Annotated in this window: 15 protein-coding genes; all 15 read right to left on the bottom strand. The window is 70.2% G+C overall.

The genetic code is table 11. The features are described from left to right. Positions 1-137: 137 nt before the first annotated feature. From IGS67_RS04235 to IGS67_RS04165, 15 genes are read right to left on the bottom strand one after another with little or no spacing between them, the layout of a single operon-like run. Positions 138-1,163, bottom strand: a complete 1,026-nt coding sequence (locus IGS67_RS04235) for a polyprenyl synthetase family protein (protein ID WP_192278233.1) — start codon at positions 1,161-1,163, stop codon at positions 138-140. Next, entirely contained in the window at positions 1,160-2,959 is a 1,800-nt protein-coding gene (gene nuoN, locus IGS67_RS04230) for an NADH-quinone oxidoreductase subunit NuoN (RefSeq protein WP_192278231.1), read from the bottom strand. Before nuoN ends, IGS67_RS04235 begins: the two co-directional genes overlap by 4 nt. Then, positions 2,956-4,491, bottom strand: coding sequence for an NADH-quinone oxidoreductase subunit M (locus tag IGS67_RS04225; protein WP_192278229.1), 1,536 nt, complete (start codon positions 4,489-4,491; stop codon positions 2,956-2,958). The genes nuoN and IGS67_RS04225 overlap by 4 nt, the downstream gene beginning before the upstream one ends. 16 nt (positions 4,492-4,507) lie before the next feature. Then, positions 4,508-6,427 (bottom strand): NADH-quinone oxidoreductase subunit L, encoded by a 1,920-nt coding sequence (gene nuoL / locus IGS67_RS04220; protein ID WP_235977767.1) that lies wholly within the window; start codon positions 6,425-6,427, stop codon positions 4,508-4,510. Positions 6,428-6,476: 49 nt separating this feature from the next. Continuing rightward, positions 6,477-6,776 (bottom strand): NADH-quinone oxidoreductase subunit NuoK, encoded by a 300-nt coding sequence (nuoK, locus tag IGS67_RS04215; protein WP_102509442.1) that lies wholly within the window; start codon positions 6,774-6,776, stop codon positions 6,477-6,479. Beyond that, positions 6,776-7,615, bottom strand: a complete 840-nt coding sequence (locus tag IGS67_RS04210) for an NADH-quinone oxidoreductase subunit J (protein ID WP_192278227.1) — start codon at positions 7,613-7,615, stop codon at positions 6,776-6,778. The genes nuoK and IGS67_RS04210 overlap by 1 nt, the downstream gene beginning before the upstream one ends. Then, positions 7,615-8,232 (bottom strand): NADH-quinone oxidoreductase subunit NuoI, encoded by a 618-nt coding sequence (nuoI, locus tag IGS67_RS04205; protein ID WP_210767087.1) that lies wholly within the window; start codon positions 8,230-8,232, stop codon positions 7,615-7,617. The genes IGS67_RS04210 and nuoI overlap by 1 nt, the downstream gene beginning before the upstream one ends. A 31-nt stretch (positions 8,233-8,263) precedes the next feature. Further along, on the bottom strand, positions 8,264-9,670 hold the full coding sequence (nuoH, locus tag IGS67_RS04200) for an NADH-quinone oxidoreductase subunit NuoH (protein WP_192278222.1): 1,407 nt from the start codon (positions 9,668-9,670) through the stop codon (positions 8,264-8,266). Then, positions 9,670-12,228: an NADH-quinone oxidoreductase subunit G gene (locus IGS67_RS04195; protein ID WP_192278220.1), complete on the bottom strand. Its 2,559-nt coding sequence runs from the start codon at positions 12,226-12,228 to the stop codon at positions 9,670-9,672. Before IGS67_RS04195 ends, nuoH begins: the two co-directional genes overlap by 1 nt. Beyond that, on the bottom strand, positions 12,225-13,565 hold the full coding sequence (nuoF, locus tag IGS67_RS04190; RefSeq protein WP_192278218.1) for an NADH-quinone oxidoreductase subunit NuoF: 1,341 nt from the start codon (positions 13,563-13,565) through the stop codon (positions 12,225-12,227). The genes IGS67_RS04195 and nuoF overlap by 4 nt, the downstream gene beginning before the upstream one ends. After that, a complete protein-coding gene (gene nuoE / locus IGS67_RS04185; protein ID WP_192278216.1) occupies positions 13,562-14,359 on the bottom strand; it encodes an NADH-quinone oxidoreductase subunit NuoE in 798 nt (265 codons plus the stop codon). The genes nuoF and nuoE overlap by 4 nt, the downstream gene beginning before the upstream one ends. Then, positions 14,356-15,708 carry an NADH-quinone oxidoreductase subunit D gene (locus tag IGS67_RS04180; RefSeq protein ID WP_192278214.1) on the bottom strand — a complete coding sequence of 451 codons (1,353 nt, stop codon included), beginning with the start codon at positions 15,706-15,708 and terminating at the stop codon, positions 14,356-14,358. The genes nuoE and IGS67_RS04180 overlap by 4 nt, the downstream gene beginning before the upstream one ends. Beyond that, positions 15,705-16,460, bottom strand: a complete 756-nt coding sequence (locus IGS67_RS04175; protein ID WP_192278212.1) for an NADH-quinone oxidoreductase subunit C — start codon at positions 16,458-16,460, stop codon at positions 15,705-15,707. The genes IGS67_RS04180 and IGS67_RS04175 overlap by 4 nt, the downstream gene beginning before the upstream one ends. Beyond that, positions 16,457-17,008 (bottom strand): NADH-quinone oxidoreductase subunit B, encoded by a 552-nt coding sequence (locus IGS67_RS04170; RefSeq protein ID WP_166412930.1) that lies wholly within the window; start codon positions 17,006-17,008, stop codon positions 16,457-16,459. Before IGS67_RS04170 ends, IGS67_RS04175 begins: the two co-directional genes overlap by 4 nt. 28 nt (positions 17,009-17,036) lie before the next feature. Continuing rightward, positions 17,037-17,399 carry an NADH-quinone oxidoreductase subunit A gene (locus IGS67_RS04165; RefSeq protein ID WP_102509451.1) on the bottom strand — a complete coding sequence of 121 codons (363 nt, stop codon included), beginning with the start codon at positions 17,397-17,399 and terminating at the stop codon, positions 17,037-17,039. Positions 17,400-17,415: the final 16 nt, after the last annotated feature.

Below are 17,415 nucleotides of genomic sequence, written 5' to 3'. Positions count from 1 at the left end.
ATCGAGCACGACAGCGCCGTGCGGTGCAAGGGTACACGCGCCCCTCCCACGACGCTCGCTCTCGACGTCGTTCCAAGACGCAGCCGGGGACGCCGGCGTCGCGCACTCCGGGGACCTGCGCGGGGAGGCAGCAGCCCTCAGCCGGCGCGGTCGACCATCGCGTCGGCGAAGGAGACGAGCGTGTTCTTCACCCGCCCGGCCGGGAGCCCCGCGATCTCCGCGACCGCGTCACGCGCCCAGCGCGCCGCAAGCTCACGCGTCGCCTCGACGACGTCGTGGCCGCGCAGTCGCTCGAGGGCGTCGTCGAGCACCGCGTCGTCCGAGAGGTCGGAGTCGAGCAGCGCGACGAGCTCGGCGTCCGCCGCGGACCCCTCCCCCGTGGCGACGCGACGCCGCAGCAGGATCGTCGGCATCGTCGGAACCTTCTCGCGCAGGTCCGTGCCCGGGGTCTTGCCCGTGAGGTCACCCGTGCTCGTGAGGTCGATGACGTCGTCGGCGAGCTGGAACGCGACGCCCAGCCGCTCGCCGTACGCCGCGACCATCTGCGCGACCTCGTCGGAGCAGCCCGCGAACCGCGCACCGAAGAGCGCCGACGTCGCGAGGAGCGACGCCGTCTTGTCGGCGAGCACACCGATGTAGTGCTCGACCGCGTCGTCCGTCTCGCGCGGTCCGATCGACTCACGCATCTGGCCGAGGCACAGGCGCTCGAACGTCGCCGCCTGGATCTTCACGGCCTCCGTGCCGAGCCCCGCGACGAGCCTCGAGGCGCGCGCGAAGAGGAGGTCACCGGTGAGGATCGCGACCGAGTTGCCCCATACTGCGTGCGCCGACGGCGCACCACGGCGCAGCGGCGCCGAGTCCATGACGTCGTCGTGGTAGAGCGTCGCGAGGTGTGTGAGCTCGACGACGACCGCCGCGTCCACGACCTCGGGACGTGAGCCGTCGCCCAGCTCCGCGCACAGGAGCGCGAGGAGCGGGCGCAGCCGCTTCCCGCCCGCGTTGACAAGGTGTCGCGAGGCGTCGTCCGCGAGCTGGTCCGTCTGCGTGACGGACTCGCGCAGCACCGACTCGACGGTCTCGAGGCGGTCGGCGAGCAGCTGGGCCAGCTCGGCGTCGGGCACGGGCAGCCCGACGCCGGCGGTCGGCGTCGTCGGGGTGGTCACGGGAGGAAGTTCACCGTCTTCTCGAGCAGGTCCAGGACGGGTCCGGGCAGGACCCCGAGAAGAAGAGTACCCACCATCGCGACGGCGATCGCCACGCGCGAGCCGACCGAGCCCTTGAGGACGGTGACGCCCCCGCTCGTCCGGCGCAGCTCGTCCGAGAGCCGCAGCCCCACGCCAGCCTCGGGCTCGCCCGCGAGCGGCGTGCCCACGGGCGCGTCCGACGTCGCGCCGAGCGCGCCGACGGCGACGACCTCGCGCGCCGGCTCCGGCTCGGTGTCGTCCGCCGCCGGGTCGACGAAGAACATGAGGACGATGATGCGGACGTAGAAGAACACCGCGATCGCCGAGCACAGCACCGCGAGGACCGCGAGCCACCACAGCCCGCCGTCAACCGCGACCTTGAACGCCGTGAACTTCCCGATGAAGCCGGCCGTGAGCGGGATGCCCGCGAACGACAGCAGGAAGACGGAGAACGCGACCGCGAGGAACGGGCTGCGACGGCCGAGGCCCGCCCACTGCGACAGGTGCGTCGCCTCGCCGAGCGTCACCGCGTCCGCTCCACGACCCTGAGACTCGCGCACGAGCCGCACGACCGCGAACGCGCCGACGGTCGCCAGGCCGTACGCGAGCAGGTAGAAGATCACCGCGCTGTTCATCGGGAACACGAAGGTCTGGCCGTCGTAGGGCAGGACCCCCGCGACCGCGACGAGCACGAAGCCCGCGTGCGCGATCGACGAGTACGCGAGAAGACGCTTGACGTCGTGCTGGACGACGCCGAGGACCGAGCCGAGCAGCATCGACGCGATCGCGACGATGACGATCGTCACCTGGATCTCCTCGTGGAGATCGAGGCCGATGAACGGGGCGAACCACACGACGATGCGGATGACCGCGCCGAACGCCGCGGCCTTCGTGCACGCGGCCATGAAGCCCGTGATCGACGTGGGTGCCCCCTGGTAGACGTCGGGCGTCCACTGGTGGAACGGCACCGCACCGACCTTGAAGAGCACGCCGACGAGCAGCATGACGACACCCATGACGAGCAGCGGGCGCCCGCCGACGAGGGCCTCGGGCACCTGGAGGGCGTGACCGTTCGTGATCGCCCAGAGGTTGATCGTGCCGGCGTAGCCGTAGACGAGCGCCATGCCCATGAGGAAGAACGCCGACGAGAACGCGCCGAGGAGGAAGTACTTGAGCGACGCCTCCTGCGAGAGCAGACGACGGTGGCGGGCCATGCCCGACATGACGTAGAGCGGCAGCGAGAGGATCTCGAGCGCGATGAACATCGTCAGCAGGTTGCCCGCGGCCGGGAAGAGCATCATGCCGCCGACGGCAAAGAGGAAGAGCGGGTAGATCTCCGTCTGCTGCAGACCCTTGGTGCGCGCGAGCTCCTCGTAGTCCGAGCCCGGGATCGCGGCGGCCGTCGGAGCGAAGTCGTCCGCACCGCGCGAACGGTCGGCGACGACGAGCAGCGCGAGCGCTGCGACGACGAGGATGACCGTCTGCAGCGCGAGCGTGAAGTACGAGACCATGAGCGACCCGTTGACGAGCGCGATCGCCTTGAACTCCGTCGGAGCGAACTGGTCGACCCACAGCCACACGTTCCACCCGGCCGCGCCGAGCAGCGCGACGAGCGCGAGCGTCAGCTGCGTCGACCGACGGGCCCGCGGGGCCACGAAGGCCTCGACGAGCACGCCGACGACGGCCGCGCCGAGCACGAGCAGGTACGGCGCGAGCCACGTCCACCAGATCTCGGGCTGGACGAACTGCGGTGCAGCAGCGATGAGCGGGGTCATGACGCGCTCCCCTCGAGGGCGATGGTCGAGACGGTGACGTCGGCGGGAGCCTCGACGAGGTCGAGGGCCGGACGCGGGTAGAAGCCGAGGACGAGGAGCGCCGCGACGAGCGGGGCGACGACCCACTTCTCACGGCCGACCATGTCGGGGAGGCCCGTGAGGTGCTCCTGCTCGGGGCCCGTGAACATCCGCTGGTAGGTGAGCAGGATGTAGAGCGCGGCGAGGACGACGACGACCGCCGAGACGATGACCGCTGCGGGGTACGCGCCGAACGCGCCGATGAGCACCATGATCTCGCCGACGAACGGCGCGAGACCCGGGAGGGACAGCGTCGCGAGGCCACCGAGGAGGAAGATGCCCGCGATGATCGGCGTGGTCCGCTGAAGACCGCCGAAGTCCGCGATGCGCTGCGACCGCTGGGGGTGCCGCGCGATGACCATGCCCGCCGTGAGGAACAGCAGGCCCGTCGCGAGACCGTGGCCGAGCATGTAGAACGACGCGCCGGCGATCGACGTCTGCGAGAACGCGAAGATGCCGAGGATCATCACGCCGAAGTGCGACACCGACGTGTACGCGATGAGGCGCATGAGGTCCTTCTGCCCCAGAGCGAGCAGGGCGCCGTAGATGACGGAGACGACCGCGAGGACGACGATCGTCGGCGCCGCCCACGCCGAGGCGCTCGGGAAGAGCGGGATGCACAGCGTGAGCATGCCGAACGTGCCGACCTTGTCGAGCACGCCGACGAGCAGCGTCGACGTGCCTGCGGGCGCCTGCTGCGCCGCGTCGGGCAGCCACGTGTGGACCGGGAACATCGGCGCCTTGATCGCGAACGCGAGGAAGAAGCCGACGAAAAGCAGCCGCTCGACGTTCGTCGTGAGCGCGAGGCCCGTGAGGTTCGCCGTGAGGAAGCCCTCCGCGCCGCCGGGTCCCTGGAGGAACAGCGCGATGACCGCGACGAGCATGACGAGCCCGCCCGCGAGCGAGAAGAGGAGGAACTTCACCGCGGCGCCGCGGCGCTGCGGTCCGCCGAACGCACCGATCATGAAGTAGATCGGGATGAGCATCGCCTCGAACACGACGTAGAAGAGGAAGACGTCGCGCGCCGCGAAGATGAGCGTCATGAACGCGGCGGTGAGGAGGACGAGCGCGAGGTAATGGCGCAGCCGCTCGACGTCGTCGCCCTGCTCGCGCCAGGCGGCGAGGATGACGATCGGCACGAGGCCGACGCCGAGCGCGACGAGCGCGAGCCCCAGGCCGTCGACGCCCACGGCGTACGACGTGCCGATCTGCGGGATCCACGCGTACTGCTCGTAGAGCTGGTGGACACCCGCCTTCGACGTGTCGAACTGCGTGAACGCCCCGACGAGGAGGCCGACGTTGACGAGCGAGACGCCGAGGGCGATCTCGCGGACGCGACCGCGCGCGCCACGGGGCAGGCACCACAGTGCGACGGCGCCGAGCGCGGCGACGACGACGAGGGCCGTGAGCCACGGGAACGAGGCCGTGAGGTTCTCGGGCACGAGGGATTCCATTCGTTCAGGTCCTTCCTCAGCCCTGCACGGCCAGGACGACGACGGCGATCACGACGATGCCGAGCGCCATCATGGCGGCGTAGGAGCGGACAAAACCGTTCTGCAGGCCGCGCAGCGCGCGACCCAGGCCCGAGCTCGTGCGACCGAGGCCGGAGAACGCGCCGTCGACGAGCGTCGCGTCGCCGAAGACGAGCGAGCGGGTGAGGTACTGACCGGGGCGCATGACGAGCCCCTCGTTGACGTCGTCCTGGTAGAGGTCACGTCGGGCCGCACGCGTGAGCAGCGAGCCGCGGGGCGCCACGACCGGGACGGTCGAGGCCGCGTACTGCCGCCAGGCGAGGAAGGCACCGAGCAGGACGAGGACGATCGTCGCGGCCATGATGACCGGGACGGGGATGACCGGGGCGTGGTGCTCGACGTGCCCCGTGACGGGCTCGAGCCACGTGACGAAGCCGTCGCCGATCGCGAGCACGCCGCCGAGCGCGACCGAGCCGACCGCGAGGACGATCATCGGGAGGGTCATGAGGATCGGCGACTCGTGCGGGTGCTGGTCCGGCCCCGTGCCCTCGGCCTCCGACGTCCACCGCTGCTTGCCGTGGAACGTCATGAAGAAGAGGCGCGACATGTAGAACGCGGTGATGCCTGCGCCGAGAAGCGCGACCGTGCCAAAGACCCACGGCTGCCAGCCCTCGCCGACGAACGCGGACTCGATGATCTTGTCCTTCGACCAGAAGCCGGAGAACGGCGGGATGCCGAGGATCGCGAGCCAGCCTGCGCCGAACGTCAGCCACGTGATCTTCATGTACCTCGAGAGGCCGCCGAAGCGACGCATGTCGACCTGGTCGTTCATGCCGTGCATGACCGACCCGGCACCGAGGAACATCCCCGCCTTGAAGAAGCCGTGCGTGAGGAGGTGGAAGATCGCGAACGCGTACCCGATCGGGCCGAGGCCCGCGGCGAGCATCATGTAACCGATCTGGGACATCGTCGACGCTGCGAGGGTCTTCTTGATGTCGTCCTTCGCGCAACCGACGATCGCTCCGAAGAGGAGCGTGATCGCACCGACGATCGCGACGACGAGGAGCGCCGTGGGCGCACCGTCGAAGACCGGGCCCGAGCGGACGATGAGGTACACGCCCGCCGTGACCATCGTCGCGGCGTGGATGAGCGCGGAGACGGGCGTCGGGCCTGCCATCGCGTCGCCGAGCCACGCCTGGAGCGGGAACTGCGCCGACTTGCCGCACGCCGCGAGGAGCAGCATGAGGCCGATCGCCGTGAGCTTGCCCTCGGACGCGTCTGCGGAGCCCGCGAGGACGGTCGTGAAGTCGAGGCCACCGAACGTCGAGAACATGAGGCCGAGCGCGATGATCATGCCGACGTCCGCCACGCGGTTCATGACGAACGCCTTCTTGGCGGCCGTCGCGTATGCGGGGACGTGGTTCCAGAAGCCGATGAGCAGGTACGACGCGAGGCCCACGCCCTCCCAGCCGACGAACAGCAGGAGGTAGGAGTCCGCGAGGACGAGCAGGAGCATCGACGCGACGAAGAGGTTGAGGTACGCGAAGAAGCGTCGCCGCGCGGGGTCGTTCTCCATGTAGGCCACCGAGTAGAGGTGGATGAGCGAGCCCACGAAGGTCACGAGGAGCACGAAGGTCAGCGACAGCGGGTCGAGCCGCAGCCCTGCGACGAGGTCGAGCTCGGACGTCGAGATCCACGAGAAGAGGTCGACCTCGCGCACACGCTCACCCGCGGGCGAGCCGAGCAGGTCGACGAGGATCCCGGCGCCGACGACGAACGTCAGCGTCGAGGCGAGCAGACCGAGCCAGTGACCCCAGCGGTCGGCACTGCGTCCGAGAAGCAGCAGGATTCCGGCGCTCACGAGGGGAGCTGCGACGAGCAGCCACGCGTTCTCCTGCCAGAAGCCTGCAGCGGCCATGGCGGGGGCGACCTCGGTCGCGACGGGAAGCATGGAAAGCATCAGCGCCTCAGCCCTTCAGCAGGTTGACGTCGTCGACCGAGGCCGACTTCCGGGTACGGAAGATCGCCACGATGATCGCGAGGCCGACGACGACCTCTGCTGCAGCGACGACCATGACGAAGAACGCGATGACCTGTCCGGAGAGGTCGCCGTGGATGCGGGCGAACGTCACGAAGGCCAGGTTGGCGGCGTTGAGCATGAGCTCGACGCCCATGAACGCGATGATCGCGCTGCGGCGCAGCATGACGGTCGTCGCGCCGATCGCGAAGAGGATCATCGCGAGGTACAGGTAGTTGCCGACCTCCATCAGGCTTCTCCCTCCGTGGTCGCAGCGTCGGTGTCGTCGTTCTGGCCGCCACGCTCGGCGGCCGTGTCGGTGCCGTGGTCGCCCGTGAGCTCCGCTGCGTCACGGGTCGCGACGAGCGTCGTCACGTCGGTGTCGAGCGAGTGCTCCTGCCCACGGATCCGCAGGACGCGCGAGACGGACGCCTCGATGGGGTTGCCCTCAGGATCGAGCGCGGGGACGTCCATCGCGTTGTGGCGCGCGTAGACGCCCGGGGCCGGCAGGTTGACCGGGTGGTCGCCCGCGAGCATGCGCGCCGCGGCGCGCTCGGGCTGGCCGATCTTCGGCGTGAGCCGGCGCCGGTGCGTGAGCACGAGGGCAGCGAGAGCGGCCGTGACGAGGAGCGTCGCGACGATCTCGAGGTCGAGCACGAAGTCGCTCATGAGGACGCGTGCGAGGCCTGCGGGGTTCGTCTCCGAGTTCGCCTCGTCGAGGCCGACCGTCTCCGGGAGCGCGGCACGGGCCGTCACCGTGACGAGCAGCGTGCCGAGGCCGACGCCCATGAGGATGCCGATCCAGCGCTGCCCCTTGATCGTCTCGACCGCGGACGTCGACGCGTCGACACCCACGAGCATGAGCACGAAGACGAAGAGCATCATGACGGCGCCGGTGTAGACGACCACCTGGACGATGCCGAGGAACTCGGCCTGCTGCATGACGTAGACCATGGCGAGGCACACCATGACGAAGATCATCGAGAGCGCCGCGTACACCGCCTTGCGCGCGAACACGAGCCCGAGCGCCCCGAGCACCATGGCGGGGGCGAGCACCCAGAAGAGCACCGCCTCCCCGGTCGAGGTCATCATCGGGTTCCTCCGTTCGCGTCAGGAGCGGCCACGGTGGCCTTCGCGGCCGCGTCGAGCGAGGCGTCGTCGGGTCGGCGCTCACGCACCCAGTCGACCTGCGCCTGCGTCGGACCCGTGATCTCGCCGCGGTAGTACTCGAGATCCTCCGTGCCCTCGACCATCGGGTGGGGGCCGGCGAGCATGCCCTCGCGCAGCGGCGCGAGCAGGTCGTCCTTCTCGAAGATCATGCCCTCGCGGGTCGGGCCCGCGAGCTCGTAGTCGTTCGTCATCGTGAGCGCCCGCGTCGGGCACGCCTCGATGCACAGGCCGCAGAAGATGCAGCGCAGGTAGTTGATCTGGTAGACGCGTCCGTAGCGCTCGCCGGGCGAGACGTGCGCGCCCTCGGGGAGGTCGGCGTTGTCACCGCCCTCGACGTAGATGGCGTCCGCGGGGCACGCCCACGCGCACAGCTCGCAGCCGATGCACTTCTCGAGACCGTCGGGGTACCGGTTGAGCTGGTGGCGGCCGTGGTAGCGCGGCTTCGTCGGCACCTTCTCGAACGGGTACTGCTCCGTGACGACGGGGCGGAACAGGTTCGCGAACGTCACGCCGAAGCCGGCGACGGGCGCCAGCATCTCGGCGATCGGCCCGGGCTTCTTCGGGTTCTCAGTCACCGGAGGTCCCTTCCGTCTTCGTGGTGGTATCGGGCTCGGCCTCGACCTCGAGGACCGCGGTCGCGGCGGTTGCGGCGGCCGCCGCGCGCCGGGCGGCACGAGGCGACGGGGGCAGCTGCTGGCCGGGGAGCGGCGGGACGGGGAACCCGCCCGCGAACGCGTCGAACGGCTCGGCCTCGGTCTTCTTCGCGACCTCGGGCTCCGCCTTCGTCGCGAACGACGAGACGACGAGGCCGAGGATCGCGATGACGAACAGCGCGAGCGACGCGTAGATGAAGAACTGACGGTCGATCTCGCCGAACTCGACGACGCCCTGGTAGATCGCGACGATGACGAGCCACGTGAGCGCGACGGGGATGAGGATCTTCCAGCCGAGCTTCATGAACTGGTCGTAGCGGAAGCGCAGGAGCGTGCCGCGGACCCACACGAAGATGAACATGAAGAACCAGACCTTGGCGAGGAACCAGAGGATCGGCCACCAGCCCTGGTTGAACATGCCGTCGTTGATCGCGGACAGCGGCCACGGGGCGCGCCACCCGCCGAAGAACAGCGTCGTCGCGACCGCGGAGACATTGAGCATGTTGATGTACTCCGCGAGGAAGAACCACGCGAACTTCATCGACGAGTACTCGGTCATGTAGCCCGAGACGAGCTCGCCCTCGGCCTCGGGGAGGTCGAACGGCAGTCGGTTCGTCTCACCGATCATCGAGATGACGTAGAGGATGAACGCGGGCAGCAGGGGCAGCGCGTACCAGAAGCGCTCCTGCTGGTTGACGATCTCCGACGTCGACATCGAACCTGCGAGCAGGAACACCGAGACGAGCGAGAGGCCCATCGCGAGCTCGTAAGAGATGATCTGCGCCGTCGAGCGGACTCCGCCGAGCAGCGGGTACGTCGAGCCCGACGACCAGCCACCGAGGACGATGCCGTACACGCCGAGGGCCGCGCACGCGAGGATGTAGAGCACCGCCACCGGGAAGTCGGTGAGCTGCGCGGGGGTCGTGAAGTCCGTGAACGGGATCCGGACCTCGGGCCCGAAGGGGATGACCGCGTAGATGAGCAGCGAGCTGAACACGGAGATCATCGGCGCGAGGATGTAGACGACCTTGTCGGCCATCTTCACCGTGATGTCCTCCTTCATGAGGAGCTTCATCGCGTCGGCAACGGCCTGGAGCAGACCGAGCGGGCCGTGGACGTTCGGGCCGATGCGTACCTGCATGCGGGCGACGAGCCGGCGCTCGAACCACAGCGCCATGAGGACGCTCGTCAGCAGGAAGACGATGATGAGCACCGCCTTGACGAGGTACACCCAGATGTTGTCGTTGCTGAAGTCCGCGGCGATGCCGGGCACCGCCGGCGTCTCTGTCGCGACCGTCGCAGCGAGGGCGAGGGCGCCCATCATGCCTCCTCGGTGGTGGTGACGGTGCCCGCGGTGATCTGCACGACCGCACCGGGCAGGACGCCGAGAGCCGCGCGGACCGCGGAGCCGGGCGAGTTGGTCGGCAGCCAGACGACGTGGTCGGGCATGTCCGTGACGACGGCAGGCAGCTCGATGCGCCCGGCACCCGTCGACACGCGCAGCACGCCGCCGTCGGCGACGCCGGCGGCCTCGGCCGTCGCGGCCGAGAGCCGGGCGACGGCCTTGCGGGCGGTTCCGGCGAGGAACGGCTCGCCGTCCTGGCCACGGCCCGCGTCGAGCTGGAGGTGCCAGCTCGCGAGGACCGCCGTGCCGGGGGCGACCGCGGCGGGGGCGACAGCCTCCGTCGCGGGTGCGGCGACGCGCTCGCCGTCCCAGGCGCCGAGCTGGTCGATCTCCTTGCGCAGGACGTTGCCGTCACGCGCGCCGAGATCGGTGCCGAGGTGGCGCGCGAGCTCGTCGAGCACGCGGTGGTCGGGCAGCGCGTGCGACTCGAGCGCCTGACGGAACGCGCGGACGCGTCCCTCCCAGTTGAGGTAGCTGCCGGACTTCTCGGCCGGCGGTGCGACGGGCAGGACGACGTCCGCGAGGTCGGTGACCTCGCTCGCGCGAACCTCGAGGCTCACGACGACGTCAGCCGCCTCGAGCGCGGCGCGCGCTGCGACGGGGTCCGTGAGGTCGCCGAGCTCGACGCCGCCGACGACGACTCCGCGCAGCTCACGCGCGGCGAGCGCCGCGAGGATGCCGTCGGTGTCGCGGCCGGGTGCCGTCGGAAGCTCCGTGACGTCCCACGCGGCGGCGATGTCGACGCGTGCGGCGGCGTCGCTCACCGGGCGACCGCCCGGCAGGAGTCCGGGCAGCGTGCCCATCTCGACACCGGCGCGCTCGCCGATGCGACGCGGGATCCAGGCGAGGCGTGCACCCGTCGCGGCCGTGAGCCGCAGGACCGCGGAGAGCGACCCGGGGACCGACGCGAGCCGCTCGCCCACGAGGACGAGAGCTCCCTGGGCGCCGAGCGCCTCGCGCAGCGCGGCGAGCGACGGCTCGTCCGTGCCCGTCGCGAGCGCGTCGACGACCTCGGACTCGAGGCCCGGGGCCGTCGGGACGAGCGTGCCGTCGAGCCGCTCGAGGCCGCGCGTCGCGAACGGTGCGAGCGACCAGACGCGGGTGCGTCCGGCCTGCGTGCCCTTGCGAAGACGCAGGAAGACGATGCCGCCCTCCTCCTCGGGCTCGAACCCGACGAGCAGGACCGCGGGCGCCTTCTCGAGGTCGCCGAACGTCACGTCGATGCCGTGGCCCGCGACCGCATGGCCGAGGAAGGACTCCTCCTCCGCGGACGCGGGGCGCGCGCGGTGGTCGATGTCGTTCGTGCCGAGGGCGGTGCGTGCGAGCTTGCCGTACGCGTACGCGTCCTCGATCGTCAGGCGGCCGCCGGGCAGCACGCCGACGCCGCCGGCGTCGCGCGCCGCAGCGAGCGCGGTCGCCGCGACCTCGAGGGCCTCGGCCCACGACGCGGTGCGCAGCTCGCCGCGCGTGCCGTCCTCGGCGCGGTCGCGGACGAGCGGGTGCGTGAGGCGGTCGGGCGCGGTCTGCCAGTGGAACGCGAAGCGGTCCTTGTCGGAGATCCACTCCTCATTGACCACCGGGTCGTCGCCCGCGAGGCGGCGCATGACCGTGCCACGGCGGTGGTCGATGCGGATGGCCGAGCCGTTGGCGTCGTGCTCAGCGACGGCCTCCGTCGAGACGAGGTCGAACGGACGCGACCGGAAGCGGTACGCGGCCGACGTCAGGGCACCCACCGGGCAGATCTGCACGGTGTTGCCCGACCAGTACGAGGCGAACGCACGGCCCGACTCGTCCTCGGCAGCGGGGCCGACCGTCGCGTCGCCGAGCGGCGCGAAACCGAGAACGTCCTCGTCGAACCGACCGATCTGCTGGCTCGCGCCGCGCTTCTGCAGGTCGATGAACTGGTCGCCGGCGATCTCCTTGCTGAAGCGCGTGCAGCGCTGGCACAGGATGCAGCGCTCACGGTCGAGGAGGATCTGCGTCGAGATCTTCAGCGGCTTCGCGAACGTCCGCTTGACGTCCGTGAAGCGCGACGTCGCACGCCCGTCGGAAAGCGCCTGGTTCTGCAGGGGGCACTCGCCGCCCTTGTCGCACGTCGGGCAGTCGAGCGGGTGGTTGATGAGCAGGAGCTCCATGACGCCGTGCTGCGCCTTCGCCGCGACCGCAGAGGTCTTCTGCGTGTGCACGACCATGCCGGGCGAGACCTCCATCGCGCACGACGGCTGCGGCTTCGGCATCGGGCGGACGTTGCCCTCACGGTCCGGCATCGCCACGTCGACGAGGCACTGACGGCACGCGCCCACGGGCTTGAGCAGCGGGTGGTCGCAGAAGCGCGGGATCGCGATCCCGATCTCCTCCGCGGCACGGATGATGAGCGTGCCCTTCGGCACGGCGGTCTCGATCCCGTCGATCGTCACCGTGACGAGGTTCGGGTCGACGGCGACCGGCGTCTGCGAGTCGGTCGTGGTGGTCATGCGTGCACCGCCCCTGCTGCGGCGCCGGCGGACCGGCGCGGGGTGTAGTCGAAGAGCGCGGACCGCTCCGGCGGGAACAGCTCGCTCGCGGGCTGCGTCATGCCGGCCTCGAACTCCTCGCGGAAGAGCTGGACCGCGGAGGTGATCGAGGAGGTCGCGCCGTCGCCGAGCGCGCAGAACGCGCGCCCGAGGATGTTGTCGCAGATGTCGACGAGCTTCTCGATGTCGCCCGCCTCCCCCTTGCCGTGCTCGAGCCGGTGGAGGATCTGCTTGAGCCAGTACGTGCCCTCGCGGCACGGCGTGCACTTCCCGCAGGACTCGTGCGCGTAAAAGTCCGTCCAGCGCGACACCGCGCGGACGACGGACGTCGTCTCGTCAAAGATCTGCAGCGCACGCGTGCCGAGCATCGAGCCCGCCGCGCCGACCGACTCGTAGTCGAGCGGCACGTCGAGGTGCTCCGCGGTGAAGATCGGGGTCGACGAACCGCCGGGCGTCCAGAACTTCAGCTCGTGGCCCTCACGGATGCCGCCGGCCATCTCGAGGAGCTCGCGCAGCGTGATGCCGAGCGGGGCCTCGTACTGACCGGGCCGCGTGACGTGGCCCGAGAGCGAGAAGATGCCGTGGCCCGTCGAGCGCTCGGTGCCCATCGACGTGAACCAGTCGGCACCGCCACGGACGATCGCCGGGACCGACGCGATCGACTCGACGTTGTTGACGACCGTCGGACGCGCGTAGAGGCCCGCGACCGCGGGGAACGGCGGCTTGAGCCGCGGCTGGCCGCGGCGCCCCTCGAGCGAGTCGAGGAGCGCGGTCTCCTCGCCGCAGATGTACGCGCCGGCGCCGGCGTGGACCGTGACGTCGAGGTCGAAGCCCGAGCCGTGGATGTTCTTGCCGAGGTGGCCGGCCGCGTACGCGTCCGCGACCGCCTTGAGCAGGCGTCGGTAGACGTGGACGACCTCGCCACGGATGTAGATGAATGCGTGGTGGCTGCCGATCGCGTAGCTCGTGATGGCGACGCCCTCGACGAGCAGGTGCGGGTCCGCCATCATGAGCGGGATGTCCTTGCACGTGCCGGGCTCGGACTCGTCGGCGTTGACGACGAGGTAGCGCGGGCCGCCGTCGGGCGCGGGCAGGAAGCCCCACTTCATGCCCGTCGGGAAGCCTGCGCCGCCACGACCGCGGAGGCCGGAGTCCTTGACGAGCTGCACGAGGTCGGCCTGCGACTGGCCGAGAGCCTTCTTGAGGCCCTCGTAGCCGCCCGCCTTCTCGTAGCTCTCGAGCTTCCAGGGGGTTTCGTCGCCCCAGGAGCGCGTGAGGATCGGGGTGAGGGAGGTCATCGCTTCTCCTCGGTCTCGACGTCGGCGTCGGACCCCGCGGGTCGGTCCGCGCTCGAGTGCTCCTCGCCGACGCCGGGTGCGGCGTCGGCCGAGGCTGCGGCCGACGCCGCCGCCTCACGCTCTGCAGCGTCGTAGGACGGTGCTGTCCAGCCGTGGTCACGGGCGATCTCGAGCCCGACGAGGCTCGCGCCGCCTGCGGCGACGCCTTCGTCGGCGCGACCGTCGTCGAACCCGGCGAGCACACGGGACATCTCCTTGAAGGAGACGACCTTCTCGGGGCCGCGCGTCGGGGTGACGTCCTCGCCCGCGATGAGCCGGTCGACGACCTCGAGCGCGGAGTCCGCGGTCTGGTTGTCGAAGAACTCCCAGTTGATCATCATGACGGGCGCGAAGTCGCACGCAGCGTTGCACTCGACGCGCTCGAGCGTGATGCGGCCGTCCTCGGTCGTCTCGTCGTGGCCCACGCCGAGGCGCTCGGAGAGCCGCTCGAAGATCTCGTCGCCGCCCATGATCGCGCACAGGGTGTTCGTGCAGACACCCACCGTGTACTCACCGTTGGGGCGGCGCTTGTACTGCGTGTAGAACGTCGCGACGGCCGAGACGGACGCCGTCGTGAGGCCGAGCGTCTCGGCGCAGAACTCGATGCCGTGGCGCGAGACGTACCCGTCCTCCGACTGCACGAGGTGCAGCAGCGGCAGGAGCGCCGAGCGTGCCTGAGGATAGCGGGAGACGATGTCCGCCGCGTCAGCGTCGAGGCGCGCACGCACCTCAGGGGCGTATCCGGTCGTGGTCATCGGTCCACTCCTCCGAGCACCGGGTCGATCGAGGCCACGGCGACGACGACGTCCGCGAGCTGTCCGCCCTCGCACATCATCGAGACGGCCTGAAGGTTGTTGAACGACGGGTCCCGGAAGTGGGCCCGGTAGGGACGCGTGCCCCCGTCGGAGACGAGGTGGACGCCGAGCTCGCCACGCGGCGCCTCGACCGTCTGCCACACCTGCCCGGCCGGGACGCGGAAGCCCTCGGTGACGAGCTTGAAGTGGTGGATGAGCGCCTCCATCGAGGTGCCCATGATCTCCTTGATGTGGTCGAGCGAGTTGCCCTGCCCGTCCGTCCCGATCGCCATCTGCGCGGGCCACGCGATCTTCTTGTCGGCGACCATGACAGGGCCGGAGCCCTTCTCGAGGCGCTCGAGCACCTGGTCGACGATCTTCAGCGACTCGTAGCACTCGGCCACACGGACGACGACGCGGTCGTACGCGTCCGCGCCCTGCGCGACGGGGACCTCGAAGTCGTACGTCTCGTAGCCGCAGTACGGGTCCGACTTGCGGACGTCGTACGGCAGGCCTGCCGAGCGCAGGACGGGGCCCGTCATCCCGAGCGCCATGCACGCCGAGAGGTTGAGGTGCCCGACGCCCACGAGACGCAGCTTAAAGATGGGGTTCTCCATCATGAGCTTCTCGAGCTGGCCGAGGTAGTGACGCACCTTGGCCATCGCGGCGCGCGCGTCGGCGACGAAGCCGGGCGGGAGGTCCTGCGGGACGCCGCCGGGACGCACGAAGCCGTGGTTCATGCGCAGGCCCGTGACGGCCTCGAAGAGCCGGAGGATCTCCTCGCGGGCCGTGAACGACGTCGTCATGATCGTCGTCGCGCCCATCTCGTTGCCACCCGTGCCGAGCGCGATGAGGTGCGAGGAGATGCGGTTGAGCTCCATGAGGAGCACGCGGATCTGGGAGGCGCGCTCAGGGATGTCGTCGGTGATGCCGAGCAGCTTCTCGACGCCGAGGCAGAAGGCGACCTCCTGGAAGAACGGCGCGAGGTAGTCCATGCGGGTGCAGTACGTGACGCCCTGCGTCCACGTCCTGAACTCCATGTTCTTCTCGATGCCCGTGTGGAGGTAGCCGATGCCAGCGCGGGCCTCCGTGACGGTCTCGCCGTCGATCTCGAGCATGAGGCGGAGCACGCCGTGGGTCGACGGGTGCTGCGGCCCCATGTTGACGACGATGCGCTCCTCGCCGAGGCGTGCAGCCTCCTCGGCGATCGACGACCAGTCGCCGTCACCGTAGGCCTCGAACGACGGGATGTCCTGGGCGTCCGACGGCTTGCCTGCGTCGCGCGTTGCGTGCGGGGTGGCGGTGCTCATGAGTAGGACCTCCGCGTGTCCGGCGAGGGGATGGTGGCGCCCTTGTACTCGACGGGGATGCCGCCGAGCGGGTAGTCCTTGCGCTGCGGGTGGCCCGGCCAGTCGTCGGGCATCTGGATGCGTGCGAGCGCGGGGTGCCCGTCGAAGACGATGCCGAAGAAGTCCCATGTCTCGCGCTCGTGCCAGTCGTGCGTCGGGTAGATCGCGACGGTCGACGGGATGTGCGGGTCCGCGTCCGGTGCCGCAACCTCGAGGCGCACGCGACGGCCGTGCGTCACGGACGTGAGGTGGTAGACGGCGCGCAGCTCGCGGCCCGTCGCCTCGGGGTAGTGGACGCCCGAGACGCCGAGCGACAGCTCGAAGCGCAGGTCCTGGTCGTCGCGCAGCGCACGGCAGACGGCCACGAGGTGCTCGCGCGCGACCTCGATCGTCAGCTCGTCGCGGTCGACGACGACGCCCGTGACGGCCTTTGCTGCGAGACCGGGCTCAGTCTCCTCGAGGACCTCGAGCAGGACGTCGACGACCTCGTCGAAGTACCCGCCGTACGGGCGCGCGGACGAGCCGGGCATCGCGATCTGACGGACGAGACCGCCGAAGCCGGTGGTGTCGCCGGGACCGTGGACACCCCACATGCCCGTGCGCACCTCGACGACGTCGGGGCCACGCAGGTCGCCCGAGGGCACCGCGCCGACCGAGCCGCCGGGCGTGATGTGGTCGACCGCGTCGGCGGCCGGTGTGGTCTCGTCGCTCATCGCAGGAGCCCCTTCATCTGGTGCGTCGGCGTCGCCTCGAGCGCGGCGGCCTCGACGGCCTTGACGACCTCGCGGCGGTGCGTGAGGAGCGGCTCCTTCTGCATCTGCCGCTGCAGCTCGTTGATCGCGTTGATGAGCATCTCCGGACGCGGCGGGCAGCCGGGCAGGTAGATGTCGACGGGCACGACGTGGTCGACGCCCTGGACGATCGCGTAGTTGTTGAACATGCCGCCCGACGACGCGCACACACCCATCGAGAGGACCCACTTGGGCTCGGCCATCTGGTCGTAGACCTGACGGACGATCGGGGCCATCTTCTGGGAGACGCGGCCGGCGACGATCATGAGGTCCGCCTGGCGCGGCGAGGCACGGAAGACCTCCATGCCGTACCGCGCGAGGTCGAAGCGGGACGCGCCCGCCGCCATCATCTCGATCGCGCAGCACGCGAGGCCGAACGTCACGGGCCAGATCGACGACTTGCGGGCCCAGCCCGCAAAGTCCTCGACGGTCGTGAGGAGGAAGCCCGAGGGGGCGGTCTCGTTGCTCATCTGCAGTCCTTCTTCCGCGTCAGCCCGGTCAGTCCCACTCGAACCCGCCGCGGCGCCACTCATAGATGAACGGCACCGTGATCATGGCGATGAACGCGAGGATGGCGACGAGCCCGAACACCGCGAGGGTGCGGAACTCGACCGCCCAGGGGTAGAGGAACACGACCTCGATGTCGAAGATGATGAACGTCATCGCGACGAGGTAGTACTTGATGGGGAACCGACCGCCGCCGACGGCGTTGGGGGTCGGCTCGATGCCGCACTCGTACGCCTCGAGCTTGGCCTTGTTGTAGCGCTTGGGGCCGATGATCGCGCTCGCAGCGACGCCTCCGAGGGCGAGCACGGCGGCGACCCCCATGAGGAACAGCAGGGGCACGTAGGGGTTGCTCATCGCGTCGCTCTCCTTG

The organism is Flavimobilis rhizosphaerae (genome assembly GCF_014852685.1).
Classification (GTDB): Bacteria; Actinomycetota; Actinomycetes; order Actinomycetales; family Cellulomonadaceae; genus Flavimobilis; species Flavimobilis rhizosphaerae.
The sequence above is the reverse complement of the archived record's forward strand: the minus strand, read 5'-3'. Positions and strand labels throughout refer to the sequence as shown.

Excerpts from the sequence above, each read along its gene's own strand:
- nuoE (WP_192278216.1), bottom strand. The coding sequence starts at position 14,359 with ATGACCACGACCGGATACGCCCCTGAGGTGCGTGCGCGCCTCGACGCT.
- nuoK (WP_102509442.1), bottom strand. The coding sequence starts at position 6,776 with ATGGAGGTCGGCAACTACCTGTACCTCGCGATGATCCTCTTCGCGATC.
- IGS67_RS04180 (WP_192278214.1), bottom strand. The coding sequence starts at position 15,708 with ATGAGCACCGCCACCCCGCACGCAACGCGCGACGCAGGCAAGCCGTCG.
- IGS67_RS04195 (WP_192278220.1), bottom strand. The coding sequence starts at position 12,228 with ATGACCACCACGACCGACTCGCAGACGCCGGTCGCCGTCGACCCGAAC.
- IGS67_RS04175 (WP_192278212.1), bottom strand. The coding sequence starts at position 16,460 with ATGAGCGACGAGACCACACCGGCCGCCGACGCGGTCGACCACATCACG.
- IGS67_RS04210 (WP_192278227.1), bottom strand. The coding sequence starts at position 7,615 with ATGACCTCGACCGGGGAGGCGGTGCTCTTCTGGGTGCTCGCCCCCGCC.
- IGS67_RS04225 (WP_192278229.1), bottom strand. The coding sequence starts at position 4,491 with ATGGAATCCCTCGTGCCCGAGAACCTCACGGCCTCGTTCCCGTGGCTC.
- IGS67_RS04170 (WP_166412930.1), bottom strand. The coding sequence starts at position 17,008 with ATGAGCAACGAGACCGCCCCCTCGGGCTTCCTCCTCACGACCGTCGAG.
- nuoF (WP_192278218.1), bottom strand. The coding sequence starts at position 13,565 with ATGACCTCCCTCACCCCGATCCTCACGCGCTCCTGGGGCGACGAAACC.
- nuoL (WP_235977767.1), bottom strand. The coding sequence starts at position 6,427 with ATGGCCGCTGCAGGCTTCTGGCAGGAGAACGCGTGGCTGCTCGTCGCA.
- nuoN (WP_192278231.1), bottom strand. The coding sequence starts at position 2,959 with ATGACCCCGCTCATCGCTGCTGCACCGCAGTTCGTCCAGCCCGAGATC.
- IGS67_RS04165 (WP_102509451.1), bottom strand. The coding sequence starts at position 17,399 with ATGAGCAACCCCTACGTGCCCCTGCTGTTCCTCATGGGGGTCGCCGCC.
- nuoH (WP_192278222.1), bottom strand. The coding sequence starts at position 9,670 with ATGGGCGCCCTCGCCCTCGCTGCGACGGTCGCGACAGAGACGCCGGCG.
- nuoI (WP_210767087.1), bottom strand. The coding sequence starts at position 8,232 with ATGCTGGCGCCCGTCGCCGGCTTCGGCGTGACGTTCGCGAACCTGTTC.